Raw genomic sequence first — 23,080 nt, 5'->3', positions numbered from 1 at the left:
GGGGCCTCCAGTGCCTCGGCGAGTGCCTGGAGGGCGACCGATGCGTTCGCGGCGAGCACTCCCCCGCCCACCACGATCATCGGGCGCTTGGCCGCGAGCAGGCGGGCGGCGGCGTCGCGGATCTGCTGCTCCTCCGGCACGAGGGGTGCGTCGGCGACACGCTCGGCCGCGACGGCACGCGAGGTGGCGGCCAGCACGTCCGGCGGCACCTCGAGCGCGACGGGGCGAGGGCGGCCGCTGCGCAGCTGCGTGAACGCCTCGCGCACGAGCCCGGGGATCTCATCGGCGGAGCGGGCGGTGCCCGTCCATTTCGTGAGTCGCTGCAGGATGCCCGTCTGGTCGGGGATCTCGTGCAGGGCGCCGAGTCCGCGGCCGATGGCCTGCGAGTCGATCTGCCCCGCGATCAGGAGCATCGGCGAGTTGGCCGAGTAGCCGGTCGCGACGCCGGAGAGGGCGTTGAGCACGCCGGGGCCCGGCACGACCATCGCGACACCGACGTCGCCGGTGCTCCGCGCGTAGCCGTCCGCCATGTAGGTCGTGGCCTGCTCGTTGCGCGCGCAGATGAAGTCGACCTGGTCGGTGCGGGCGTGGAGGGCGTCTGCGGCGGCATCGAGCTGGACGCCCGGGATGCCGAAGATCCGTGAGACTCCCTGGTTGATGAGGGAGTCTGCGAGCAGATCGCCACCGGTGGGGTCGGTCATCTGTTTCCTCTCGTGAGCAGCATTGCGTGATTGACTGTATTAGATACATTCAATTACTGCAAATAGGAGAATCGCCCGCCGCCACCGCCCGGGCGCGGCAGGCGCTCTTTAGGATGTGAGAGATCCGCTCCACAGCCCCGCTCCGACCGAAGGATCCCCGTGGCCAGCACCCAGGAAGAAGCGCGCACGTTCCAGCGCGTCGCGCCCGCGCAGTCCGTCGCCGACCGCGTGGTCACCGAGGTCGAGGCGATGATCAAGACGGAGGGTCTCGAGCCGGGTCATCGCATCGGCACCCGCCAGGAGCTCTGCGAGCAGTTCGGTGTGGCGCCGGCCACGCTCGGCGAGGCGCTGCGGGTGCTGCGGGCGCGCGGCTCGGTCGATCTGCGCCCGGGTCCCGGTGGCGGCATCTTCGTCGCCGACCAGTCCCCGCTGATCCGCCTCGCGCACAGCGTGCTGCGGCTGCGGCAGACCGGTGCTCCGGTGAACGACGTGATCAAGGTGCTGGACGCGCTCGACGAGGCCGTCATGCAGGACGCGGTGCAGCACCGCACGGACGCCGACATCGCCGATCTCGAAGCCGTGATGGCGGAGCTGACCGAGCACTGGCACGACCCCATCGAGGGCCTGCACGGCAACTGGCGGCTGCACCGGCGGATCGCCGAGATCTCCCCCAACGCCGTGCTGCGCACGTTCTACCTCAACCTCGTCGACTACATCGAGGGTGAGACCGCGGGGGCCGCGACCGACGACGCCCTGGCCGTGCCGGGCTTCCGGCAGGACACCGACGAGCGCCTGCGCATCCACGAGGCCCTGATCGACGCGATCCGCTCCGGCGATGTGAAGGTCGGCCGCAAGGCCGTGCTGGACCACCGCACGCTCGGTCGCTGACACGCGCGCCCCTCGTCTCGCTCCGCTCACTCAGGCAGCACCCCGGCGACGAGACGACGGGCGCCTACGCGTCGCCGACCCCCACGTGGCGCCAGGCGAGCGCCGCGAGAGCCGCGGCCTGATCGCCCAGCACCGCGTCGTCGAACCGCGCATGCGGCGAGTGGTTCATCGGGATGTCGTCCTGGTCCACATCCGGCGGGGTCGCGCACAGGAACAGGAACGTGCCTGGCACCTCCCTGAGCACGAACGAGAAGTCCTCCGACGCCATCCAGGGCGCATCGATCTCCTCCACGCGGTCCTCGCCGAACTCGGCGCGGAGCACCGCTGCCGCCTCCGCCGTCTCCTCGACCGTGTTGACCGTGACCGGATAGCCGACGATCACCTCGACGTCGGCCGTGCAGCCGTGCGCTGCGGCGATGCGCTCGATCAGCGGCGGGAGCTCGACCTGCGCCTGCGAGATCGACGCCTCGGACAGCGTACGCAGGGTCGCCGCGAAGCCCGCGTCCTCGGGGATCACATTCGTGATCTCCCCCGCGTACAGCGTCGTGACCGACAGCACCACGGGATCGAACACGTCGATGCGGCGCGTGACCCAGGACTGCAGGGCGAGGATCAGCTCGGCCACCACGGGCACGGGATCCACGGCCTGCTGCGGCCTCGACCCGTGCCCTCCCCTCCCGTGCACGCGCACCCGCAGCACGTTGGCGCCCGCCATGATCGTCCCGGACTTCAGCTGGAACGTGCCGCGCGCGCCCGGACCCACGTGGATGCCGTAGGCGGCCTCGACCCGCGTGCCCGCGGCGTCGAGCACGCCGTCGCGGATCATGAGCGGAGCCCCGCCGCCCGCTTCCTCGCCGGGCTGGAACATGAAGACGACGGAGCCGGCGATGCGGTCGCGCCGCCCGGCGAGCAGGCGTGCGGCCCCCACGAGTCCGGCCACGTGCAGGTCGTGCCCGCACGCGTGCATCGCCCCGTTCGCCGACGCGTACTCGAGGCCGGTCTCCTCGACGATGGCGAGCGCGTCCATGTCTCCGCGCAGGAGCACGGACGGGCCGTCGGTCGCGCCGCGCAGCACGGCCGTGACCGAGCTGAGGTCCGATCCGGTCGTGATCTCCAGGCCCAGGCCGTCGATCGCGTCGAGCACGGCGCGCTGCGTCAGCGGCAGGTCGAACCCGGGCTCGGGGATGCGGTGCAGACGACGGCGCAGCTCCACCAGCTCCGGCTGCAGGCGTGCGGCGTCGTCGTGCAGCGTCATCCGTTCCCCTCCTGCGCCGCGGATGGCGCCGAGTACACCGTGCGCCCGTCGATGAGCACCTCCCGCACGGTCGAGGCGACGTCGAGCGGGTCTCCGGTCCACAGAACCACATCCGCGTCGCGGCCGGGCTCCAGCGCGCCGACCCGGTCGTCGATGCCGGCGATGGCCGCGGCCGTCGAGGTCATCGCCGCGAGCGCGGTCTCCCTCGGCAGCCCGGCCCGCACGGCCACGGCCGCCTGCATCGCGAGCAGGCCGATGGGCACGACCGGGTGGTCGGTGGTGAGCGCCACGCGCACACCCGCCGCGGCGAGCGCGGCGAGGTTCGCGGGATCGGCTTCGCGTACCTCCACCTTGGAGCGGCTCGACAGGATGGGTCCGTAGATCACGGGCACGTCGCGCGCGGCGAGGATGCCGGCGAGCTTGTGCGCCTCGGTGCCGTGATTGAGGACGAGGCGCAGCCCGAACTCGTCGGCGATGCGCAGCGCCGTGGCGATGTCGTCGTGCCGGTGCGCGTGCTGCTCCCACGTGAGCGTGCCGTCGAGGGCTTCCGTGAGCGCCTGCTTTCCGAGGTCCACGGCGAACGGCGTGCCGTCGGCGCGGGCCTTGTCACGCCGGACCGCGTAGTCCTGCGCGTCGCGCAGCGCCTGACGGATGACGAGGGCGATGCCGAGCCGGGTCGACGGCAGCTGCTTGCGCTCCCCGTAGGCCTGCTTGGGGTTCTCGCCGAGCGCCGACTTCATGCCGAGCGCCGCGCGGATCACCTGCTCGTCGACCGAGCGCCCTCCCGCCGTCTTGATGGCGACGCTCTGCCCGCCGATCGGGTTGCCCGATCCCGGCTTCACGACCACGGCGGTGATGCCACCGGCGAGCGCGTCGCGGAAGGCGATGTCCTCGATGTTGACGGCGTCGACGGCCCGCACGCCGGCGGTGACCGGCGACGAGACCTCGCTGCCGTCGAACCCGGCGGGGCCGTTGGCCTCCTCGTGCGCGCCGATGTGGCTGTGCGGGTCGATGAGGCCGGGCAGCACCCAGCATCCGGCGGCGTCGATCACCCGGGCGCCCTCGGGCACGGCGAGCCCTGTGCCGACGGCCTCGATGCGCCCGTCGGACAGCAGCACGGTGCCGCTCTCGATCTCCTCGCCCAGGCCCGTGACGACCCGCCCTCCCACGATCGCGACGGCATCCGTCATGCGTTCTCCTCGTCTTCCTCGGCGCGACGCTCGACCAGCTCGCGCGTCTTCGTCAGCAGCTCGTCGACGTCCAGGCTGAGGATGCCGGCGGCCGGGTCCACGCGCACCACGATGCCGTCGTCGCACCGGGGCGGCTCGCCGCTCAGGTCGACGAGCGGATCGTCGACCCAGATCCACGGCAGACCGTCCGCGTACCGGCGGATGTGCGCGAGCTTGTCGAACTGCACGGGCAGGAACGGCCACGGCTCCTCCGGCAGCTCGAGCGGCTCGCGGAACGCGGTGTGCGCGTTGTGGCCCCACTCCGACGCCCACACGATGTCGAAGTGCTCCGCCAGCTCGTGCAGCCGCTGCGCCGCGGCGTCGGGGATGGCGACGTCGCGCACCCACCGCCCCCACGCCGACAGGTGGTGCGTGCTCACCGGCACGGCCGGCTCGCCCTCGATCACGACGACGTCGCTGATGCCCAGCACGAGGACCGGACGGTCCCCGCGGGGCGGCCGCGCCGTGTACTTGGCCATGTCAGTCGTCCACCGCGTCGGCGAGCAGCGGCGCGTCGGGCGCGCCCTCGAAGTAGTTGCCACCCTCGATGCGGATCAGCCGCTCCGACTCGTCGAAGAACACGCCCACCGGGTCGCCGCCGCCCGCCACGGCCCGGTGCTGCTTGGCCATCATGCGCCGGATCATCGCGATGCCCTGGTCGGTGGTGGTGAGGTGATCCTCGGAGTGCAGCGAGATGGCGCCCTGCGACTTCTGCGCCTCGTAGTCGCCGGGCAGCCGCTGGTGCTCCAGGTCGGTGAGCTCCTTCCACGGCTTGCCCTCGTGGGTGGAGCGCAGCTTGGTGAGGAAGTCGGGGTCGCTGTCGCGCGCGACCGTGAAGATGCGGAAGTTGGTGTCGTCCATCGGCACCACCCAGCCGATCATGTTCGTCTGTCCGGAGGCGAGCTTGGGGCTCGCCACCACACGCAGGTTCGGGAAGATCACCTCGGTCACGCGGCGCAGCTGCCGGCCGTCGCCGAGGTCGCGCATCTGGATGCTCCGAACGCCCAGCGGCGTGTACTCGTACTCGACCTCGGGGATCAGCGCCATCTCCGGCGTGAACTGGTTGCCGCTGAACCGGGCGTGCAGGATCGGCACGTGGAACGGGTCCATCACGTTCTCCCAGTGCTGCAGCCAGTTGAAGTCGAGCTGTGCCGGGCCGCCTCCGCCCACGCCCTGGTCGTTCACGATGAGCTGCTCGTCGGCGGCCAGCTCCTCGAGCGTGTCGTAGCGCGGCAGCACCGGCTTCTTGTCGGGCGGGCCCATGTAGGCCCAGATCAGGCCGTACTGCTCCTCGACGGGGTACCACGGCTGGCGTACGCGATCGCGGTGCAGTCCCAGGTCGGGCTCGCACGGCTGCTCCAGGCAGTGCCCCTCGGTGTCGAACACCCAGCCGTGGTAGCAGCAGCGGATGCCCTCGTCCTCGACCCCGCCGTAGAACAGCGACGCGCCGCGGTGGATGCAGCGCGGGTGCAGCAGACCCGCCTTGCCCTTGCGGGTGCGGAACAGCACGAGCTCCTCGCCCAGCACGCGCAGCGAGAGGGGTCGTGTCGTCGCATCCTCGACCTTCGCGACCGGGTGCCAGTAGCGGCGCAGCACCTCACCGTAGGGGGTGCCAGGACCCACCTGGGCGAGCTCGTTCAGCGGCTGCCCGAGGCGCAGCCCGTATGCGGTTCCGGTGTCCATGGTCGCTCCGTTCGTGGGGGGTCAGATGTCGAGGACGAGACGGTCGCCGAGCGAACGGGAGACGCAGATCATCATCGTCTCGTTGCTCTCGCGCTCGTCGGGGGTGAGGATCGAGTCGCGGTGCTCGGGCGCCCCGTCGACGACGGCGGTCTCGCACGTGCCGCACACGCCCTCCAGGCAGGAGCTGGGCACGCCGATACCGGCGTTCTCGAGCATCTCGAGGATGCTGCACCCGCGGTCCACCGTGACGACGAGGTCGGACCGGCTGGCGACCACCTCGAACGACTCGGCGCCCTGCGATTCGCCGAAGGTCTTCGCCTGGAAGCGCTCGACGTGCAGCACCCCGCGCGGCCATCCGGCGCTCAGCTCTTCCAGCGCATCGAGCATGCGCTCCGGACCGCACGCGTACACACCGGTCTCGGCGGAGGGCGCACCGATCCAGGCGGCCAGGTCGAGCCGGTCGTCGACGTCGCCGCGCACCAGCAGCAGTTCGCCGCCCGCGAGCTGGGTCGAGGAGAGGAATGCCATGCGCTCCCCCGCCGAGCCGAGGTACGCAAGCCGCCACGGAACGCCGCGGCGGGTGGCCTCCTGCAGCATCGGCAGGATGGGCGTGATGCCGATGCCGCCGGCCACGAAGACGTAGTCGTCCGCCGGCGCGAGTGCGAAGTGGTTGATGGGGGCGGAGGCCGTGACGGGGTCACCGACGCGCAGCGTCTGGTGCACGTAGCGGGAGCCGCCGCGGCTCGGGCTCTCGGCGAGCACCGCGATGCGCCAGGCGGTGCGGTCGCCGGGGTCGGAGCACAGCGAGTACTGGCGTTCGACGCCGTTCGCGAAGCGGAGGTCGATGTGCGCTCCCGGCTCCCAGGCCGGCAGTTCGGCGCCGGTGGGGTCGTCGAGCTCGAGGGACAGCACGTCCTTCGCCTCCTGGCGCATGGCGCGCACGCGCAGGGCGAGGCGCTGTTCCGGGGAATCGACCGCAGTGTGGGGCACCGTCGCTCCGCTCCTTCCGTCGCATCCGATCGCCGCGGATCGGATTGACAACATTCTTTATATTCAATTGCGATAGTATGAAGTCCGCTCGGGCCTGTCAAACGGACACGGCCGCAGGAGCGCACACGAGAGAAGGGCCATCGGATGTCGGAGCTGAGACTGCGGGGAGACCTGGACGCGATCCCCGGCTACAAGCCGGGCAAGGCGGCACCGCAGACCGAGACCACCGGGCCCGTGCACAAGATCTCGTCGAACGAGAACCCCTATCCCCCGCTCCCCTCGGTGACCGCCGCGATCGCCGACGAGCTCGCCACCATCAACCGCTACCCCGAGACCGCGGCCACCGCCCTCACCACCGAGCTGTGCGCGCGCTTCGGTGTCGAGCCCGTCAACGTGGTGCTCGGCAGCGGCTCGGTCGAGGTCGTGTCGCAGCTGATGCGGGCCACCGCCGGCGAGGGTGACGAGGTGCTGTTCGCCTGGCGCTCGTTCGAGGCGTACCCGATGCTGGCCAGGGCCGCCGGAGCCGTACCCGTGATGGTGCCGCTCACCGCCGACCACCGCCACGACCTCGACGCCATGCTCGCCGCCATCACCGACCGCACGCGCCTGATCCTCGTGTGCAACCCGAACAACCCGACCGGTACGACCGTCGGCGACGCCGAGCTCGACCGGTTCCTGTCGCAGGTGCCGGCGCACATCGTCGTGGTGATCGACGAGGCGTACGTGCAGTTCAACGACCGCGCCGACTCGCCCGTGGGCATCGAGTACTTCCGCCGCTACCCCAACGTGGCCGTCGCGCACACGTTCTCGAAGGCGTACGGGCTGGCCGGCATGCGGGTGGGCTACGCCATCGCCCCCGAGCAGCTGGGCATCGCGCTGCGCAAGGTCGCCATCCCGTTCGGCGTCACGAACCTCGCCCAGACCGCCGCGGTCGCCTCCCTCGCTGCGGAGGACGAGCTGCAGGAGCGCGTCGACGCCCTCGTGCAGGAGCGCGAGCGCGTCGTCACCGCCTTCGCCGCCGCCGGGATCACCGTGCCCGAGAGCCGCGGCAACTTCGTCTGGCTGCCGCTGGGCGACACGACCGCCGCAGTCGCCGAACTGCTGGAGCACCACGGGCTGCTCGTGCGCCCGTTCCCCGGCGAGGGCCTGCGGGCCACCGTGGCCGAGACCGAGGCGAACGATCGCCTCATCGCGCTCGCACCGCAGATCGCCGCACTGCTCGCCCCGGTGCCGGTCGCGGGCTGACGCCGGGCCCGCTCCGGGCGGGTCAGCCCTCGATGAACGCGGCGAACCGGGCGAGCGCGGCGCTCACGGCATCGGGGTCGCCCGGCTCGGTGAACAGCTCGGGATCGGCCGTATGCGCGGCGGCCGCGTGGGTCCAGCAGCCGATGACGCGTCCGTCCTCCACGATCGTCGCGCGCACCATGCCGTTCTTGCCCGGGCCGACGCGACCCAGGTACGCCGGGTCGCACACGGGCGTGCGGTCGGCGTAGGAGATGTAGTACTCGTCGAACGCGGGCAGCGCCTGCACCGACGGGGCCGCGGGCGCCCGGCGGGGGTGCGCGACCGCGGTGAACAGGCCCTCGGCGACCTCGGTCACGCGCCCGGCGGCGCGCGCCGCGGCCTCCCTCGACTGCCCGAGGGTGAGCCCGGACCACCACGCGAAGTCCGCGACGCCCGCGGGGCCGTGTCCGCCGATGTAGCGCACGAACAGCTCGGCCAGCGGGTCGTCCGGCCGCTCGCGCTCACGGATGTGCTCCTCGACGAGCACGAACCGCTGGTCGCGCGTGATGCCGGAGCGCGGCACGATCGGCCCCTGGCACACGAGCCCATCGATGGTCAGGTCGAACAGGAGGTGGATGCCGCGCTGGCCCGACGGGTCGATGCCCGCAGCCTCCCACACCGCGAAGACCTCGGCCCGCGTGAGCCCGCCGTCGCGCAGTCGCGGGACGAGCGCCTTCACCGCGGTCGCCGTGACCTCCGCGTCGATCCCGAGCTGCCGCTGCCGGGAGGCCGCCTGCTGCCGCTGCCGCTCGGCCGTGACCTCCAGCATCCAGCCGAGGTCGCGCGCGGGCACGGTGTGCAGCGTGCCGCGCATGGTCCACGCGCGCACGAGCTCCCCGCGGGCGAACGCGGCGTCCACATCGCGCAGGCGGACGGCGCCCCTGGCGCGGCAGGCCAGGGCCCACCGGCCGGCCGTGAGGTCTTGGCTCTGCACGGCCAGCAGGTGGCGCGCGGCGTCGGCGACCGTCGGCGCCGGCGCGGTCAGACGGTGGGAGCGGAGGCGCTCGGACAGCAGGGCCGCGGGAGTCATGCCCCCATCATGGCGGGTGCCTCCCCCATTCGCGGGTCAGGCCTGCAGCGTGACCTCGCGGCGCTCCGGAAGCACGATCGGGTGCGACCCGGCCATGACCTCCAGCACCCGGATGACCTGGCACGAGTAGCCGAACTCGTTGTCGTACCAGACGTAGAGGATGAGCGTGTTGCCGTGGGCGACGGTCGCGAGCCCGTCGACGATGCCCGCCCTGTGCGATCCCACGAAGTCGGTGGAGACGACGTCGGGGCTCTCGACGTAGTCGATCTGCTGGCGCAGCTTCGAGTGCAGCGAGATGCGCCGCAGGTAGTCGTTGACCTGCTCCTTCTCCACGGGGCGCTCGCAGGTCAGGTGCAGCACCGCGAGCGACACGTCGGGCGTGGGCACGCGGATGGAGCTGCCGGTGAGCTTGCCCTCCAGCTGCGGCAGCGCCTTGGCGACCGCCTTCGCGGCACCGGTCTCGGTGATGACCATGTTGAGCACGGCCGAGCGGCCGCGGCGATCGCCCTTGTGGAAGTTGTCGATGAGGTTCTGGTCGTTCGTGAACGAGTGCACGGTCTCCACGTGCCCGGCGACCACGCCGTAGGCCTCGTCGATCGCGGCGAGCACCGGGGTGATCGCATTGGTGGTGCAGGACGCCGCCGAGACGATGCGGTCCTCCGGCGTGACGTCGGCGTCGTTGATGCCGTGCACGATGTTCTTCAGCGCGCCCTTGCCCGGCGCGGTCAGCAGCACGCGCGCGACCCCGGCGGACCGCAGGTGCTGCGAGAGCCCGGCCTCGTCGCGCCAGCGGCCGGTGTTGTCGACGACGATCGCGTCGTGGATGCCGTAGGCGGTGTAGTCGATCGTGGCGGGGTCGTCGGAGTAGATCACCTGGATGCGGGTGCCGTTGGCGATGATCTGCTCGGCCTCTTCGTCGACCGTGACCGAGCCCGCGAAGCGGCCGTGCACCGAGTCGCGCAGCAGCAGCGAGGCGCGCTTGACGAGGTCGTTGTCGGAGCCCCGGCGCACGACGATGGCACGCAGGCGCAGGCCGCTGCCGCCGCCGGTGTGGGCGATGAGGATGCGCGCGAGCAGACGCCCGATGCGACCGAAGCCGTACAGCACCACGTCGGTCGGGTCGGCGGGCACGGCACCGATCGCGGGGGCCAGCGCCTCTGCCAGGTACTCGTCGAGCGGGCGGCCGCTCGCCGCGTGGCCCTCCGCGAGCCGGGCCACGTCGAGCGAGGAGGCTCCTGGTCCGAGTGCGTGGATGGCCTCGAGCACGGCGAGGGTGTCGTCGATCGAGAGTCGTTCGTGGCCGAGCTGCGCGACGCGGTCGTGCACCTCGACGAGACCGGTCGCCGACAGGCCGAGCAGCCGGTGCCCGTGCAACGACGTGACCACGTCGTGCTCCCGCTTGAGCGCTCCGACGAGCGGGATCATCCGCTCCGCCAGCTCTTCGCTCGCCGTCCATTCGTCGCGGGGTGCCGCGGAATCGTTCATCTGCGTCCTTGCATGTGTGAGCGCGCGCCGAGGTCGCCGGCTCGCGCGAGGTTGCCGGTGGATTCGGGGGATGCCCCCAGCGTACAAGCCGGGCGAGGGCAGCGCCGAATCGGGTGTCCGGGGTCCCCGCTCGTCCGTTCTTTTCGTCTACACTGGTGGAATAATGAGCACTGCACTCTCCGGCGACGGCGCCGACCTGATCATCCGCGGCGGCCGCATCCACACCCTCGACCCGCACGACACCACCACGTCGGCCCTCGCCGTGCGCGACGGGGCGATCGTCGCCACCGGTGCCGATGCCGAGGCGCTCCCCGCCCGGAGCACGCTCGAGCTCGACGGCCGCACGGTCGTGCCCGGCCTCAACGACGCCCACCTGCACGCCGCCTGGCTCGGCGCCCGCTGGCCCCACCTCTTCTTCTCCGACACCCCGCCGGAGCAGCAGCCGTCCGGCCGCCTGGTCTCCACGGCCGGGGAGCGACGCGCCACCCTGCGACGGGCATGGCGGCTGCTCGCCGAGCTCGGGATCACCAGCTACACCGAACCCGGCATCGGCCCCGGCGAGGACGACGGCGAGACGGGATGCTTCGGCAGCGACATGCTCGACGCCTACGTGGAGCTGCACCGCGAGGGCGCGCAGACCTCCCGCGTCACGCTGCTGCGCCTGTTCGGCACGATCGACGGCGAGAGCACGCTCGACGACTTCGAGCGCGGGCTCCAGACCCCGCCACCCTCGACCGACGCGCGCTGGCTCGCGATCCCCGGGGTCAAGATCTTCGCCGACGGCATCCCGCCGATGGCCACCGCCTGGACGGACGAGCCCTACGCCGACGGCACGACCGGACACCTGCTCACGCGCGGCGGCGGCGATCCGCTGTCGGCGTTCCAGCGCATGATCGAGCTCGCCGCCGCGCGCGGCCTGCAGATCGCGGTGCACGCCACGGGCGACCGCTCGATCGCCGAGTTCCTCGCGGTGCTGGAACGGCTCGACCCAGCACCCGCCGCGCCGGGACCGCACTACGTCGTGCACGGCGACCTCGCGACGCCCGCGCAGATCGCCCGCATGCGCGACATCGGCGCCGGGTTCGCGATCCAGCCGCTGATCGCCGCGCACACCCACTCGTGGGCCGCCGTCCAGCTGGGCGAGGCACGGGTCGCCGCGGCCTGGCCGCTCGCCGAGATGTTCGGCTCGGGCGCCCTCACCACGTTGACGAGCGACGCCCCGATCGCGACCCCGGACTGGCGCCCGAGCCTCGACGCCTCACTGCGGCTCGTGACCGCGGCGAGCGGGGCGGACGACGCGGAGCTGCGGCGACGGCTCCTGCGCGCGATGACCGTGGAGGCCGCGCGGCAGGACGGCGCCGCCGACTGGAAGGGCACGCTCGAGCCGGGTCGCGTCGCCGACCTCACGGTGCTCGACGAGGATCCGCTCGAACCAGGGCGGGCGTTCACCTCCGTCACGGTGGAGCGCACGGTCGTCGACGGCCGGACGGTCTTCGCGCGCGACTGAGCGGTCCGGCGGCGGACCCCGGCCCGGTGGCGGATCGAAAACGTGCCTCACGGCGGCCGGGAAGGCGCGGTTTCGCGCCCGCATCCCCGCACGACACGCGACCGGGACACACGAAAACGGCGGGCGGCATGTTCACGCATGCCGCCCGCCTCTGATCCCCCTCGGACCAGTCTCAGACCACGGTTCTCACACCGCGGTGGCCACCAGCACCCGCGGGCTCCCCGGCAGGGCGATCGTGTCGCGCACCGACCAGCCGGCGTCGCTCAGCCAGCCGCGCACCTCGGACTCCGGGTACACCACGGTGCCGTCGATCACCAGGTACTCCCCCGCGTGGAGGGCGTCGAGCGCGCGCTGCTCGGCGTCGTCGTCGAGGAAGAAGTCGAGCACGGTCAGGGTCGCACCATCGGCCGCGGCCGCCCGCAGGTTGCGGAAGATCTGCGCGTTCTCCTCCGCCGAGAAGCGGTGGATCACATGGTTGGCGAACACGGTGTCGTACGAGCCCTCGGGCGTCGCGGTCGCGGTCTCCCCCACCTCCACGGTCGTGCGGTCGGCCACGCCCGCGGACCGCACGGCCTCGGCCAGGCCGTCCTCGAACCCTGGCGCATACACGAAGGTCGTGTGCAGCTGCGGGTTGCGCGCCATGACCGACAGCGCGAACTCGGCCGAGAGCCCGCCGAAGTCGAGGGCGTTCGTGGCACCGGAGAGGTCGACGAGGCGTCCGAACTCCTGCGCGTGCAGGCGGTTGTACGTCATGACGCCCGCCATGAACGTGCCCCAGCGGGCGTCGTCCATCTGCAGGTCACCCGGCTGGGTGGTGTCGACGGTGTGCGCGAACTGCAGCCAGTGCGGGTAGCTGATCTCGTCGAGGAAGGTGAGGAACGGCGCGAGGTCGATCGCGGCTGCGTCGCCCGTGAGGTAGGCCGCGGCGTCGTCGGCGAGGGCGTAGCGTCCGTCGGTGCGCACGAGCAGCCCCTTGGCCGCCATCGCGTCGGCGAGCAGGCGCGCGATGCGCTCGCTCACCCCGCAGCGCTCGGCGATCGCGGTGACCGCGTCTGCGCCGTCGGCGACGGCGGCGAACAGGCCGATCCGGCTGGCCTGGAACAGCTGCTTGGCGGCCATGTAGCCGGTGGCGATGTCGAGGATCCGCGCGGCGTCCGGCGTGGAGGTGTCGGTCATGGGGTGCCTTTCGATTATCTACGAACGTGGGAAATAAAGGTCAGGATGCGGGCCGTCCGACGGGCCCCGGCTCAGTCCGCGAGGAAGTCGCGGACCGCCGCGCGGAACTCCGGCGTGTGCGGCGCCGTGAGGTGGTCCCCCGGCACCCGCTGCACGCGGGCGTCGGGCAGCAGTGCGGCGAGGCCGTCGATGCCCGCCGCCATCGCGTCGTCGGCGCCGCCCAGCAGCAGCACCGGCTGCGCGGGCACGCCGCCCTCGGGCGCGAACGGCTCAGTGGCGAGCCCCTCGATCAGGTCGAGCAGCTCGCCGGCGCGGTTGCCGGGCAGAGTCGCCATGTGCACGATCATCGCGGTCAGCGGATCCGCGGGCGCCGCCCCTCCCCCGACGGCGGCACGGGCAGCCGGAAGGTCGACCAGCGCGAAGGGCTCCCCCGCGCTGAGCCCGCCGAGGACCAGGCGGCGCACCGCCACGCGCGGGTGACGAGCGAGGTCCCAGGCGAGCCGGGCGCCCAGCGAGTAGCCGACCAGATCGATCTCGTCCGGTCCGATCGCCTCGGCGAGCGCGTCGAGCACGGCCGAGGTCGGGACCACGCCGAGCGCCTCCGCCGCGCCGTGCGCCGGGAGGTCGATCACGACGCGCGGGCGGTCGCCGAGCACCCCCGTCCACTCCGTCTCCGGCCAGTCCTGGGAGCCGCGCGAGGCGAGGCCGTGCAGGAACACCACGGGTCGAGCTGTCTGTGCGGTCATGCGGCGCCTCCCTGTGCGGACCGGCGCCCCGCGATCAGCGCAGCCGCGCCAGGAACCGGTCGATGTAGCTCTCGTAGTCGGCGATGCGGTCGCCGTCCGGATACATGAGGTTGATGACGGTCGCGCCCACCGCCGCCGAGATGAACTCGTCCGCGAGCGAGCCGTAGTCCTGCTCGCGGATCGACCCCTCGTCGCGGGCCGCCTCCATCCGCTCGATCAGCGAGCGCCGCCACGACGCCAGGTGCCCGCGATACAGCTCCGCGAGCGCCTCGTTCGCCATCGCGTACTCCCACAGCGCCAGCAGCACCCGCCCCGCGGCGATCTGCTCCCGGTCGCGCGGGATGGTCGCCTGCAGGAAGCCCCGCAGCGCATCGTCGGCCGCGACGGGCTCCTCGCCCGCCGCCTGCACGCCCTCCGACATCTGCTGCAGGATCGTCTCGAACGTCGCCGCGACGATGCTCTCCTTGCCGGGGAAGTAGTGCTTCAGAGCCCCGTTCGCGAACCCCGCCTCCGCGGCGATGCTGCGCATCGTCGCAGCCTCGAAGCCGCCCTTCAGGATGATGCTCTTGGCCACCTCGACGATGTCCCGTCGCCGCTGGTCGTGGTCGATGATCTTCGGCATGGCGTCCTTCCGGCCGGGTCCGGGTGAGTGCGAGTTCCGGCCTGGAGCTACCGTACCGCCGCATCGGGCACCTCCCGCAGAGCGAGCCACTGCGCCCGGCGCTCCCGCTGCGCGACCGGGTCGGCCACGGGCGAGGCGAGGCGCAGCCGCTCGGAGTAGGGGTGCCGCGGGGCGCGGGTGACCTGCTCGCCCTCGCCCACCTCCACCAGCTCGCCGCGGTACATCACGGCCACCCGGTGGCACACGCGCCGCACGACGCCGAGGTCGTGCGACACGAACAGGTACGCCACGCCGGTGTCGCGCTGCAGCTCGATGAACAGGTCGAGGATGGTGGCCTGCGTGGTGAGGTCGAGCGCGCTCACGGGCTCGTCGCACACGATCAGCCGCGGTCCGCGCACCAGGGCGCGGGCGATCGCGACGCGCTGCCGCTGACCGCCGGAGAACTCGCTCGGGTAGCGGTCCATGCTGGCCGAGGGCAGCCGCACCCGGTCGAGCATCTCGCGCACCTTCGCCTCGGCGGCCTTCGCGCCGAGGCCGGTCGTGAGCAGCGGCTCGGTGAGGATGTCGCCGATCGTGAGGGCGGGGTTGAGCGAACCGTACGGGTCCTGGAACACGACCTGCACGTCGTCGGCGAGCGCGCGGCGGGCACGACCGCCCAGGCGGCTGATCTCGCGGCCGTCGAAGCGGATGCTCCCCTCGGTCACCGGGGCCAGGCCGAGGATGGCCTTGCCGAGCGTGGACTTGCCCGACCCGGACTCGCCCACGAGCCCGAGGCACTCCCCCGGCGCGATGTCGAGCGAGACCCCGTGGAGCGCGCGGAACGCGGTGCGCCCGCGCCCGTACTCCACCACCAGGTCGCTCACCTCGAGCAGCGGGCGGGTCGCGGTGTCGGTCGCGGCGGTCATGCGGGCACCTCCGTACGGTGGCGGTCGAGCTCGGCGCGGCCGGCGGCGTCGTCGAGCGAGGCGGCGATCAGCTCGCGCGTGTAGGGCTCCGCGGGCGCGGCGAACAGGTCGTCGACCGGTCCGGACTCCACGATGTCGCCGCCGCGCATCACGATCACGCGGTCGCAGATGTCGGCGACGACGCCGAAGTTGTGCGTGACGATCAGCAGCGCCATGCCGTACTCGGCCTGCAGCTCGCGCAGCAGTTCGAGCACCTCGGCCTGCACGGTCACGTCGAGCGCCGTGGTGGGCTCATCGGCCACGAGCAGTGAGGGCCGCCCGGCGATCGCGCCCGCGATGAGCACGCGCTGCGCCATGCCGCCGGACACCTGATGCGGGTAGCTGCGCATGACCCGGTCGGGGTCGGTGAGGCCGACCCGCACGAGCACGGCGCGCGCCCGCTCGGTCGCGGCCGCGCGGCTGAGTCCGTGCACGCGGCGCAGCGGCTCGACCAGCTGGTGCCCGATCGTGTACGAGGGGTCGAGGTTGCTCATGGGCTCCTGCGGCACGTAGCCGATCGTGCGCCCGAGCAGTGCGTGCCGCTGGGCGGGCGTCGCCGCGGTCACGTCGGTGCCGCCCACCCAGATCGCGTCGGCGGTCGCGCGGCCGGTGGAGGGCAGCAGGTCGAGCACCGAGAACACCGTCTGCGACTTGCCCGATCCGGACTCGCCCACGATGCCGACGACCTCGCCGGGGGCCACGTCGAGGGTGACCCCGTGGACGACCTCGGTCTCGCCGTTCGGCGTGGCGTGCACGACGCGCAGGTTCTCGACGCGCAGCGCCGACGAGGCAGCCTCGTGCTGCGCGGCCCCGGTCGGGGCGGGGGCGTCGGCGGCGGCGACCACCGCGGCGTCCTTCCGGCGGCGGGCCCGGGGCGTGCGCACCTGCACGAGCTCGGCGAGGGTCGAGCCCATGATCGCGAGCACCGCGATCGTGAGGCCGAGGGCGGCGGAGGGCCACAGCAGCATCAGCGGGTACGTGAGCATCAGGCGGAAGCCCTCGAGCATCATGGCGCCCCAGCTGGGGACGTTCGAGTCGCCGATGCCGAGGAACTGCAGTCCCGCCTGCATGCCCATCGCGATGCCGGCGGTGAGCGCGGTCTGGATGATCACGGGCGGGTACACGGCGGTGATCACGTGGCGGAAGATGATGCGCCCGTCGGAGAGCCCGGAGACGCGGGCGGCATCGATGTACGGCTCGCCGCGCACCGCGAGCGTCTGCGACCGGGCGATGCGGAAGTACCCGGGCACCATGAACACGCCGACCGTGGCCATCAGCAGCTCGAAGTTGTTGCGGCTGCCGGCGGCGACCACGAGCAGGATGATCATGCCGGGGATCGACTGCAGCGCGTCGCTGATCCAGGTGGCGACCCGGTCGAACACGCCGCCGAAGTAGCCCGCAGCGACGCCGGTGGGCACACCGATCACGAGGGCCGTGACGATCGTGATGAGCGCGCCCCAGAGGGTCGTCCGGGTGCCGTAGATGAGGCGGCTGAGGATGTCGCGGCCGGTGGAGTCTCCGCCGAGGAGGTGCTCGGGCGAGGGCGGCGCCTTGGCGGCGGCGAGGTCGACGAGGTTCGGGTCCATGGGCGCCAGCAGCGGCGCGAAGACGCCGACCAGCACGATGAGCAGGAAGATCGCGAGCGGGAGGTAGCCGCCGGGGTGGCGGAGGAAGCGCCGGAACAGGCTCGACCGCCGCTTCTGGGCGGCGCGGTCGAACGCGACGCGGATGTCGGTCGTGGTCATGCGACGCGCACCTTCGGGTTGATCCAGCCGAGCACGAGGTCGAGCAGGAGGTTGATCACGACGACGAACACGATGGAGATGACCGTGATGCCCAGGAGCATCGGGATGTCGCCGTTCTGCGAGGACTGGTTGGTGAGCTGGCCGAGGCCGGGGAGGCTGAAGATCTGCTCCACCACGATCGCGCCGGACAGCAGTCCCACGAACATGAGGGCGATCACGGTGAGCGCGGCGGGCGAGGCGTTGCGGAGGATGTGCAGGTTGACCCGCGCGGCGGAGAGCCCGCGGCTGCGGAGCGTGCGCACCCAGTCCTGCCTGCTCTGCGCGATCACGGCGTTGCGCAGCTGCTCCGACACGGCGACGATGCCGCCGAGCGCGAGGGAGATCGCCGGAAGGGTGATCGAGCGCAGCCATCCCTCGACGGACTGCGTCGGCGGCACGTAGCCGACCGCGGGGAACCACTTCAGCTGCACGGCGAGCCACATGACCAGCACCAGGCTCACCCAGAATCCGGGGAGCGCGAACAGCACGACCGAGATGCCCTTGATGATCCGGTCGAACCAGGTGCCGGGGCGCAGCCCGGTGATCATGCCGAACGCGATGCCGATCACGGCTGTGATGAGCGTCGCGAACGTGACCACCGAGAGCGTCACGGGGACCTTGATCGCGAGCTGGGCGCCGACGGGCTGGAAGTTGCGCCACGACTCGCCGAAGTCGAGGAGCACGGCGTGCGAGAACCAGTCCCAGAACTGCACGATCAGGGGGCGGTCGAGGCCGATCTTCTCGGCCAGGGCCTGCTGCTGCGCGGGGCTCGCGGTGGTGCCCAGCAGCGAGGCGGTCGGGTCGCTGATCGCGAGGTGCGCCAGGAAGAAGGTGCCGATCGAGACCGCGACGAGAAGCAGGATGCCGGACAGCACCCGCTTCGCCGTGAACAGGAGCATGGGGGCCTCTCGGGGTGAGGAGGGTCGGAGGGGGAAGGGTGCCGGGGCGGCCGGTGTCGGGTGGCCGCCCCGGCGGGCATCAGCCCTGGGTGATGTAGCGCAGGGTCGGGAACATCATGCCCACGACGGGCTGCAGCTGGATGCCGGGCGCCGTGTAGTAGATGTTGTTCGCCTGGTACCAGACCGACCACCACGCCTGGTCGACGAGGGCCTCGTTGAGCTCCTTGACGGCCGCGGTCTGGGCGTCGCCTCGTTCGGTCTGCACCTTCTCGACGAGCGGCGCGATGACGTCGTTCTCGGCGTAGTCGGGCTCCGGGTTGAACCACTGGACGCTCGTGACCTGGCGGGCCACCGTGGCGACGTCGTTGCCGTCCATCGCGAGGAACGAGATGAACATCGGGTAGTTCGGCGCGTTGAGCTGGTAGTCCGGCATCTGCATGTTGTCCCACGTGACGGTGATGCCGAGCTCGGTGAGTGCCTGCTCCGCCGAGGGCTTCCACATCTCGAAGATGGGCGACATGGGCATCGAGATCGCGAAGCCGTCTGGGTACCCGGCGTCGGCGAGCAGCTCCTTCGCCTTGTCCATGTTGACCGCGTAGGCGTCGTTGAGGGACGGGTCGTTGATCGGCCCTCCGTCGGGGAAGACCTGGTTGGTGGCGACACCGGCGCCGCTGCCGACCGCGGCGAGGATCGCGGCACCGTCGAACGCGTAGTTCAGGGCCTGGCGCACCTCGAGCTTGCCGAGGGGCTCGCTCTTGGCCCCCGTGTGGTCGGTGATGACCAGGCCCGCCCAGCCGGACACGCGCTGCGCGGTGTTCCAGCCCTGCTGCTCGGCCTGCTCCAGGTTGGCGACGTCGCCGTACTGCACGTTGATCTGGCCGCTGAGCATGGCGTTGTGCCGGGCGGTCGCGTCGGTGATCGGGTAGATCGCGAGCTCGGCGAAGGGGTAGGTCTTCGCGTCCCAGTGGTCCTCGGTCTTGGTGAAGTGGTACTCCGCGCCGGGGACGCTGGTGGCGCTGTCGAGCACGTAGGGACCGGAGCCGACCGGCTCGCTGCCGAGCGTTCCGGCCTCGATCGACGCGGGCGACGCGATGTAGCTGCGCCCGAGGCCCATGAAGTAGAGGATCGTGTCGTCGCGCTGCGTGAGGTTGATGCGGACGGTGTCGTCGTCGACCTTCTCGAAGCTGTCGACGTTGACGTAGGCCTCACCCGAGCGGGCGCCGGCCTTGAGGTACTCGAGGCTCGCGAGCACGGCGTCGACGTCGACCGGGGTGCCGTCGCTGAACACGGCGTCGGTGCGGAGGTCGAGGTCGATGCTCAGGTCGTCGTCGGCCACGGTCCACTCGGTGGCGAGCGACGGGATCGGGTCGCCGTCGGCGTCGAGGGCGATCAGGGCGTCGTAGACCGCGGAGAGGTACGGGCCGTCGAACCCGATGTCGGCCAGGGACGGATCCCACGACGTGATGTCGAGGAAGTTGCCGATGTTGAGCGCGTCGGGGCCTTCGGCGCCGCCGCCCTCGGAGGGCGATGGCGTTCCGCCGCCGCTGCAGCTGGTGAGCGCGAGGGTCGCGGCCACGGCTGCGGCGAGCGCGAGGGGCATTCGTTTCATGGTTCCTTCTCTCGGGTGCAGGGGTGGTGAAGAAGGTTCGAAGAGCCGCTGACCGGGAGACCGGATCGACGCCACCTCGATGTGTCGTGCTGGTTAGTCTACATGCGTGGAAAAAGAGCGCAAGCATGTTTCCCGCGGCAACGGGCACAGCTCATGCCACCGGGCGCACCCGGCTTGTCTCTGCGCGCAGCATCCCGTCTCGCCACTCCCGTCACCACACCCCGTCCGCGCGCACGTCGCGGTCCACGGCGACGTCGGAGAGGGCCGCCCGCACCTCGGGGCCGTGGTCGCGGACGAGCGCGAGCGCGGCGTGGTTCTGCTCGAGCTGCTCGAGCCGTGAGGCGCCGAACAGCACGTTCGCGGTGGCGGGATTCGCGAGGCAGAAGGCGATGCCGAGCGCGGCCGGCGTCACCCCGAACTCCCCCGCCACCCGCGCGACCTCGGGGTACAGGGCCGCGATCCGCTCGCGGATGCCGCCCACGTCGGCGCCGATCTTGCGCTGCGGCGTCCGGCCCGTGGCGAGGATGCCGCCCTCGAACACGTCGGACGCCTGCAGGGTGAGGGTGCCGTCGGCGAACAGCGGCCCGTACGCGTCGCCCTCGGCCATCGACCGCCGCGCGATGCCGTACTTCAGCTGCGCGAACGCGGGGCCGGCCAGCCCGCGCGTCCGAGCCTCGGCGAGCGCGGCGCGGGTGTCGGCGATGCGCCAGTTGTTGATGCCCCACGAGCCGACGAGACCCTCGTCGATCAGGGCGTTCACGTCGGCGACGAGCCGCGGGAGGTCGGGCGCATCGAGGTAGTCGCCCACCACGAGCGTGTCGAACCGGTCGAGCCCCGCCCGCTCGAGCGACTCGACGAGCTGCGCGCGGAACCCCTGGTTCGGCCAGTCCCACAGCCACAGCTTGCCGCACAGCACGATGTCGTCGCGGTCGACACCGCTCGCCCGCAGCGCCTGCCCGAACAGGATGTCGGTCGTCGAGTTCTCGGCGTGCGGGCCCATGTTGTAGTACGCGACGTCGAAGAACCCGGCGTCGAGCTCGACCGCGCGGCGGATCAGCGCGACCGCCTCCTCCGGCGCCATGCGGTCCCACGTGTTCCAGGAGCCGAGGGCGAGGGGCGGCACCGGGGCACCGCCCGTCTGCAGCGGACGGCGGGGGTGGGTCGATTCGGGCATGACGCTCCTTCGCGTGCTTCGTCTCGTCGCTGCGCTCCTCGCTCAGCAACCGGGGTTGTGTTTTTCTATGGTTGTAGAATATAACGGACTCATCCCGTCAGAGCACCGTCAGTGAGGACGAACATGACCGCATCCCCGCGCCGCATCCTGGTCACCGGAGGGGCGTCCGGCCTCGGCCGCGGCATCGCCACCGCCTTCCGCTCCGCGGGCGACGAGGTGTTCCTCGGCGACGTGAACGCCGACGCCGCCGCCGCGGTCGCGGCCGAGATCGGCGCCACCGCCCTCCCCCTCGACATCGCCGACGAGGCCTCCGTCCTGGCCGCGGCCGACCGCATCACGGCCGCCGGCGGGCTCGACGTGCTCGTGAACAACGCCGGGGTCGTCGCGGGCGGCGGCACGCTGCAGGAGGTCCCGGTCGACGCGGTCGATGCGGCCCTGCGCGTCAACGTGCGCGGCACGTTCCTCATGCTCCGCGTGTTCGGCGCGCTGCTCGCGGAGGCCGGACGCGGCAGCATCGTCAACATCTCGTCCATCGGCGCCCGACAGCCCACCCCGGGCCTCGGGCACTACGAGGCCACCAAGGCCGCGGTCGACGCCCTCACCCGCACCGCCGCGATCGAGCTCGCCACCGCGGGCGTGCGCGTGAACGCGGTCGCCCCCGGCCCGGTGCTCACCCCGCTCACCGCCGACTTCGCCTCGAACCCCGACGCCCGCGCGGCCTGGGAGTCGCGCATCCCGCTCGGCACGATCGCCGAGGTCGACCAGGTCACGCCGCTCGTGCTGTTCCTCGCGAGCGACGCCGCCGGCCACATCACCGGCGTCTCGGTGCCGGTCGACGGCGGCCAGCTCCTGGTCTGATCCGTCCGCCCGCATCCGTCACGGGATCGGATCCGCACCCCGCCCCTCGCGGAGCGTTCCCGATCCCCCACCCGTCCCGCGACAGGAGAACCGCATGACCCTCCCCGCCCCGACCCGCCCGACCACGACCCGCGCCGCCGTGCTCACCGCGCACGGCGAGCCGCTCACCCTGCAGGACCTCCCGCTGCCGACCGAGATCGAGCCGGGCGCCGCCCTCGTGCGCATCGCCTGCACGACCCTGTGCGGCACCGACATCGAGATCTGGGAGGGCCGGATGACCTTCCCCGGCATGCTCCCGATGGTGCTCGGCCACGAGATGGTCGGCGAGATCGTGGCCACCGGACCCGACACGCGCGACGCCCTCGGCCGCCCGCTCTCCCCCGGCGACCGCATCGGCTGGTCGGAGTCCACGTGCGGCGAGTGCCACGGCTGCGTCGTGCTGCGCGAACCCGTCGCCTGCTCGCGCCGCGGCTACGGCTTCCTGCAGCGGTCCGACGTACCGCCGTACGCCACCGCCGGGCTGTCGGAGTACGCCTACGTCACCCCCGGCGCCGCGAAGCTGCTGCTGCCCGCGGCGGTGAAGGACACCTGGGCGTCGATGGCGGGCTGCGCGGCCAAGACCGTGCTGCGCGCGTTCGAGCGCGCCGGCCGCATCCGCCCCGGCTCCCGCGTCGTGGTGCAGGGGTCGGGCGCGCTCGGCATCTTCGCCACCGCCGTCGCCACCATCGCGGGCGCCGGGCAGGTCATCACGGTCGGCGCCCCCGCCGCCCGGCTGGAGCTCGCCGCCCGCTTCGGCGCCGACGCCGTGGTCGACTTCCGCGACGGGCCCGTCGTCGACCAGGTCATGGAGCTCACGGGCGGCCACGGCGCCGACCACGTGTTCGACTTCGCGGGCGCCCCGAGCGTGGGTCCCGACGCGGTGGGCATGGCGGCGCAGCGCGGCACCATCGCGATCGTCGGCTCCACCGGCCCCACGGGCGACGGCTTCCCCCTCAGCACGATCATGGGCAAGGAACTCACGGTCGTCGGCTCGCTCAACGGCGACATCTCCGACTACGCCCGCGCCATCGACTTCTTCACCGCGTTCGCCGACCGCTTCCCCTGGGACGACCTGTTCAGCGCCCCGGTCGGTCTCGCCGAGGCCTCCGCCAAGATCGCCCACATGCACCACCTCGATGAGGTCAAGGCCGTCATCGACCCGAGCCTCTGAGGAGCA

Annotated in this window: 21 protein-coding genes; 5 read left to right on the top strand and 16 right to left on the bottom strand. The window is 72.1% G+C overall.

The window, feature by feature from the left end; genetic code table 11:
• On the bottom strand, positions 1 to 701 hold a 701-nt coding region (locus ACWGQ1_RS14745; RefSeq protein ID WP_452313203.1), incomplete at its 3' end, for a thiamine pyrophosphate-binding protein.
• A 159-nt stretch (positions 702 to 860) separates the two neighbouring features.
• Here ACWGQ1_RS14745 and ACWGQ1_RS14740 point away from each other — a divergent pair.
• A complete protein-coding gene (locus tag ACWGQ1_RS14740; RefSeq protein WP_136029061.1) occupies positions 861 to 1,589 on the top strand; it encodes a FadR/GntR family transcriptional regulator in 729 nt (242 codons plus the stop codon).
• Between the two features lie 64 nt (positions 1,590 to 1,653).
• Here ACWGQ1_RS14740 and ACWGQ1_RS14735 read toward each other — a convergent pair whose 3' ends face one another.
• The 5 genes from ACWGQ1_RS14735 to ACWGQ1_RS14715 are packed head-to-tail and all read right to left on the bottom strand — an operon-like array spanning position 1,654 to position 6,746.
• Positions 1,654 to 2,844 carry an amidohydrolase gene (locus ACWGQ1_RS14735; RefSeq protein WP_452313202.1) on the bottom strand — a complete coding sequence of 397 codons (1,191 nt, stop codon included), beginning with the start codon at positions 2,842 to 2,844 and terminating at the stop codon, positions 1,654 to 1,656.
• On the bottom strand, positions 2,841 to 4,034 hold the full coding sequence (locus tag ACWGQ1_RS14730) for an amidohydrolase (RefSeq protein ID WP_136029057.1): 1,194 nt from the start codon (positions 4,032 to 4,034) through the stop codon (positions 2,841 to 2,843). Before ACWGQ1_RS14730 ends, ACWGQ1_RS14735 begins: the two co-directional genes overlap by 4 nt.
• Positions 4,031 to 4,552: a hypothetical protein gene (locus ACWGQ1_RS14725; RefSeq protein ID WP_136035537.1), complete on the bottom strand. Its 522-nt coding sequence runs from the start codon at positions 4,550 to 4,552 to the stop codon at positions 4,031 to 4,033. Before ACWGQ1_RS14725 ends, ACWGQ1_RS14730 begins: the two co-directional genes overlap by 4 nt.
• Before the next feature lies 1 nt (position 4,553).
• A complete protein-coding gene (locus ACWGQ1_RS14720; protein WP_247981401.1) occupies positions 4,554 to 5,756 on the bottom strand; it encodes an aromatic ring-hydroxylating dioxygenase subunit alpha in 1,203 nt (400 codons plus the stop codon).
• A 21-nt stretch (positions 5,757 to 5,777) separates the two neighbouring features.
• Complete coding sequence (locus ACWGQ1_RS14715; RefSeq protein ID WP_240753157.1) at positions 5,778 to 6,746, bottom strand: PDR/VanB family oxidoreductase; 969 nt, start codon at positions 6,744 to 6,746, stop codon at positions 5,778 to 5,780.
• A 144-nt stretch (positions 6,747 to 6,890) separates the two neighbouring features.
• Here ACWGQ1_RS14715 and hisC point away from each other — a divergent pair, with 144 nt between their 5' ends.
• On the top strand, positions 6,891 to 7,991 hold the full coding sequence (hisC, locus tag ACWGQ1_RS14710) for a histidinol-phosphate transaminase (protein ID WP_378803528.1): 1,101 nt from the start codon (positions 6,891 to 6,893) through the stop codon (positions 7,989 to 7,991).
• A gap of 22 nt (positions 7,992 to 8,013) precedes the next feature.
• On the opposite strand, the gene ACWGQ1_RS14705 is transcribed toward hisC, so the two are convergent.
• Positions 8,014 to 9,060, bottom strand: coding sequence for a DNA glycosylase AlkZ-like family protein (locus ACWGQ1_RS14705; RefSeq protein WP_452313201.1), 1,047 nt, complete (start codon positions 9,058 to 9,060; stop codon positions 8,014 to 8,016).
• Between the two features lie 36 nt (positions 9,061 to 9,096).
• Positions 9,097 to 10,545 (bottom strand): glyceraldehyde-3-phosphate dehydrogenase, encoded by a 1,449-nt coding sequence (locus ACWGQ1_RS14700; RefSeq protein WP_247638518.1) that lies wholly within the window; start codon positions 10,543 to 10,545, stop codon positions 9,097 to 9,099.
• A gap of 163 nt (positions 10,546 to 10,708) precedes the next feature.
• Here ACWGQ1_RS14700 and ACWGQ1_RS14695 point away from each other — a divergent pair, with 163 nt between their 5' ends.
• Entirely contained in the window at positions 10,709 to 12,052 is a 1,344-nt protein-coding gene (locus ACWGQ1_RS14695; protein WP_452313200.1) for an amidohydrolase family protein, read from the top strand.
• A 186-nt stretch (positions 12,053 to 12,238) separates the two neighbouring features.
• Here the strand turns inward: ACWGQ1_RS14695 and ACWGQ1_RS14690 are convergent, their stop codons facing one another.
• The 8 genes from ACWGQ1_RS14690 to ACWGQ1_RS14655 form a co-directional block, all read right to left on the bottom strand.
• Positions 12,239 to 13,228, bottom strand: a complete 990-nt coding sequence (locus ACWGQ1_RS14690; RefSeq protein WP_452313199.1) for a methyltransferase family protein — start codon at positions 13,226 to 13,228, stop codon at positions 12,239 to 12,241.
• A gap of 71 nt (positions 13,229 to 13,299) precedes the next feature.
• The gene (locus ACWGQ1_RS14685) at positions 13,300 to 13,974 is read right to left on the bottom strand and encodes an alpha/beta fold hydrolase (RefSeq protein ID WP_452313198.1); all 675 of its coding nucleotides are present in this window, start codon (positions 13,972 to 13,974) and stop codon (positions 13,300 to 13,302) included.
• A 34-nt stretch (positions 13,975 to 14,008) separates the two neighbouring features.
• Positions 14,009 to 14,596, bottom strand: coding sequence for a TetR/AcrR family transcriptional regulator (locus ACWGQ1_RS14680; protein WP_136029039.1), 588 nt, complete (start codon positions 14,594 to 14,596; stop codon positions 14,009 to 14,011).
• Positions 14,597 to 14,643: 47 nt separating this feature from the next.
• Positions 14,644 to 15,501: an ATP-binding cassette domain-containing protein gene (locus ACWGQ1_RS14675; protein ID WP_136029037.1), complete on the bottom strand. Its 858-nt coding sequence runs from the start codon at positions 15,499 to 15,501 to the stop codon at positions 14,644 to 14,646.
• Positions 15,498 to 17,285, bottom strand: a complete 1,788-nt coding sequence (locus ACWGQ1_RS14670) for a dipeptide/oligopeptide/nickel ABC transporter permease/ATP-binding protein (RefSeq protein WP_136029035.1) — start codon at positions 17,283 to 17,285, stop codon at positions 15,498 to 15,500. The genes ACWGQ1_RS14675 and ACWGQ1_RS14670 overlap by 4 nt, the downstream gene beginning before the upstream one ends.
• On the bottom strand, positions 17,282 to 18,223 hold the full coding sequence (locus tag ACWGQ1_RS14665) for an ABC transporter permease (protein ID WP_136029033.1): 942 nt from the start codon (positions 18,221 to 18,223) through the stop codon (positions 17,282 to 17,284). Before ACWGQ1_RS14665 ends, ACWGQ1_RS14670 begins: the two co-directional genes overlap by 4 nt.
• A 79-nt stretch (positions 18,224 to 18,302) precedes the next feature.
• A complete protein-coding gene (locus ACWGQ1_RS14660; protein WP_206251570.1) occupies positions 18,303 to 19,832 on the bottom strand; it encodes an ABC transporter substrate-binding protein in 1,530 nt (509 codons plus the stop codon).
• Between the two features lie 211 nt (positions 19,833 to 20,043).
• Positions 20,044 to 21,006, bottom strand: coding sequence for an aldo/keto reductase (locus ACWGQ1_RS14655; RefSeq protein ID WP_247638513.1), 963 nt, complete (start codon positions 21,004 to 21,006; stop codon positions 20,044 to 20,046).
• 123 nt (positions 21,007 to 21,129) lie between these two features.
• Between ACWGQ1_RS14655 and ACWGQ1_RS14650 the strand changes: the two genes are divergently transcribed.
• Together ACWGQ1_RS14650 and ACWGQ1_RS14645 are read left to right on the top strand one after the other, a co-directional pair.
• A complete protein-coding gene (locus ACWGQ1_RS14650) occupies positions 21,130 to 21,864 on the top strand; it encodes an SDR family NAD(P)-dependent oxidoreductase (RefSeq protein WP_247638512.1) in 735 nt (244 codons plus the stop codon).
• 94 nt (positions 21,865 to 21,958) lie between these two features.
• Positions 21,959 to 23,074, top strand: coding sequence for a zinc-binding dehydrogenase (locus ACWGQ1_RS14645; RefSeq protein WP_247638511.1), 1,116 nt, complete (start codon positions 21,959 to 21,961; stop codon positions 23,072 to 23,074).
• Positions 23,075 to 23,080 lie beyond the last annotated feature (6 nt).

The organism is Microbacterium sp. NPDC055599 (assembly GCF_053618975.1).
The sequence above is the reverse complement of the archived record's forward strand: the minus strand, read 5'-3'. Positions and strand labels throughout refer to the sequence as shown.

What these genes read in the sequence shown, in the direction of transcription:
- ACWGQ1_RS14675 (WP_136029037.1), bottom strand. Translation starts at nt 15,501, where the DNA reads ATGACCGCCGCGACCGACACCGCGACCCGCCCGCTGCTCGAGGTGAGC.
- ACWGQ1_RS14660 (WP_206251570.1), bottom strand. Translation starts at nt 19,832, where the DNA reads ATGAAACGAATGCCCCTCGCGCTCGCCGCAGCCGTGGCCGCGACCCTC.
- ACWGQ1_RS14670 (WP_136029035.1), bottom strand. Translation starts at nt 17,285, where the DNA reads ATGACCACGACCGACATCCGCGTCGCGTTCGACCGCGCCGCCCAGAAG.
- ACWGQ1_RS14730 (WP_136029057.1), bottom strand. Translation starts at nt 4,034, where the DNA reads ATGACGGATGCCGTCGCGATCGTGGGAGGGCGGGTCGTCACGGGCCTG.
- ACWGQ1_RS14680 (WP_136029039.1), bottom strand. Translation starts at nt 14,596, where the DNA reads ATGCCGAAGATCATCGACCACGACCAGCGGCGACGGGACATCGTCGAG.
- ACWGQ1_RS14695 (WP_452313200.1), top strand. Translation starts at nt 10,709, where the DNA reads ATGAGCACTGCACTCTCCGGCGACGGCGCCGACCTGATCATCCGCGGC.
- ACWGQ1_RS14645 (WP_247638511.1), top strand. Translation starts at nt 21,959, where the DNA reads ATGACCCTCCCCGCCCCGACCCGCCCGACCACGACCCGCGCCGCCGTG.
- ACWGQ1_RS14725 (WP_136035537.1), bottom strand. Translation starts at nt 4,552, where the DNA reads ATGGCCAAGTACACGGCGCGGCCGCCCCGCGGGGACCGTCCGGTCCTC.
- ACWGQ1_RS14735 (WP_452313202.1), bottom strand. Translation starts at nt 2,844, where the DNA reads ATGACGCTGCACGACGACGCCGCACGCCTGCAGCCGGAGCTGGTGGAG.
- ACWGQ1_RS14705 (WP_452313201.1), bottom strand. Translation starts at nt 9,060, where the DNA reads ATGACTCCCGCGGCCCTGCTGTCCGAGCGCCTCCGCTCCCACCGTCTG.
- hisC (WP_378803528.1), top strand. Translation starts at nt 6,891, where the DNA reads ATGTCGGAGCTGAGACTGCGGGGAGACCTGGACGCGATCCCCGGCTAC.
- ACWGQ1_RS14690 (WP_452313199.1), bottom strand. Translation starts at nt 13,228, where the DNA reads ATGACCGACACCTCCACGCCGGACGCCGCGCGGATCCTCGACATCGCC.
- ACWGQ1_RS14720 (WP_247981401.1), bottom strand. Translation starts at nt 5,756, where the DNA reads ATGGACACCGGAACCGCATACGGGCTGCGCCTCGGGCAGCCGCTGAAC.
- ACWGQ1_RS14665 (WP_136029033.1), bottom strand. Translation starts at nt 18,223, where the DNA reads ATGCTCCTGTTCACGGCGAAGCGGGTGCTGTCCGGCATCCTGCTTCTC.
- ACWGQ1_RS14650 (WP_247638512.1), top strand. Translation starts at nt 21,130, where the DNA reads ATGACCGCATCCCCGCGCCGCATCCTGGTCACCGGAGGGGCGTCCGGC.
- ACWGQ1_RS14685 (WP_452313198.1), bottom strand. Translation starts at nt 13,974, where the DNA reads ATGACCGCACAGACAGCTCGACCCGTGGTGTTCCTGCACGGCCTCGCC.
- ACWGQ1_RS14700 (WP_247638518.1), bottom strand. Translation starts at nt 10,545, where the DNA reads ATGAACGATTCCGCGGCACCCCGCGACGAATGGACGGCGAGCGAAGAG.
- ACWGQ1_RS14655 (WP_247638513.1), bottom strand. Translation starts at nt 21,006, where the DNA reads ATGCCCGAATCGACCCACCCCCGCCGTCCGCTGCAGACGGGCGGTGCC.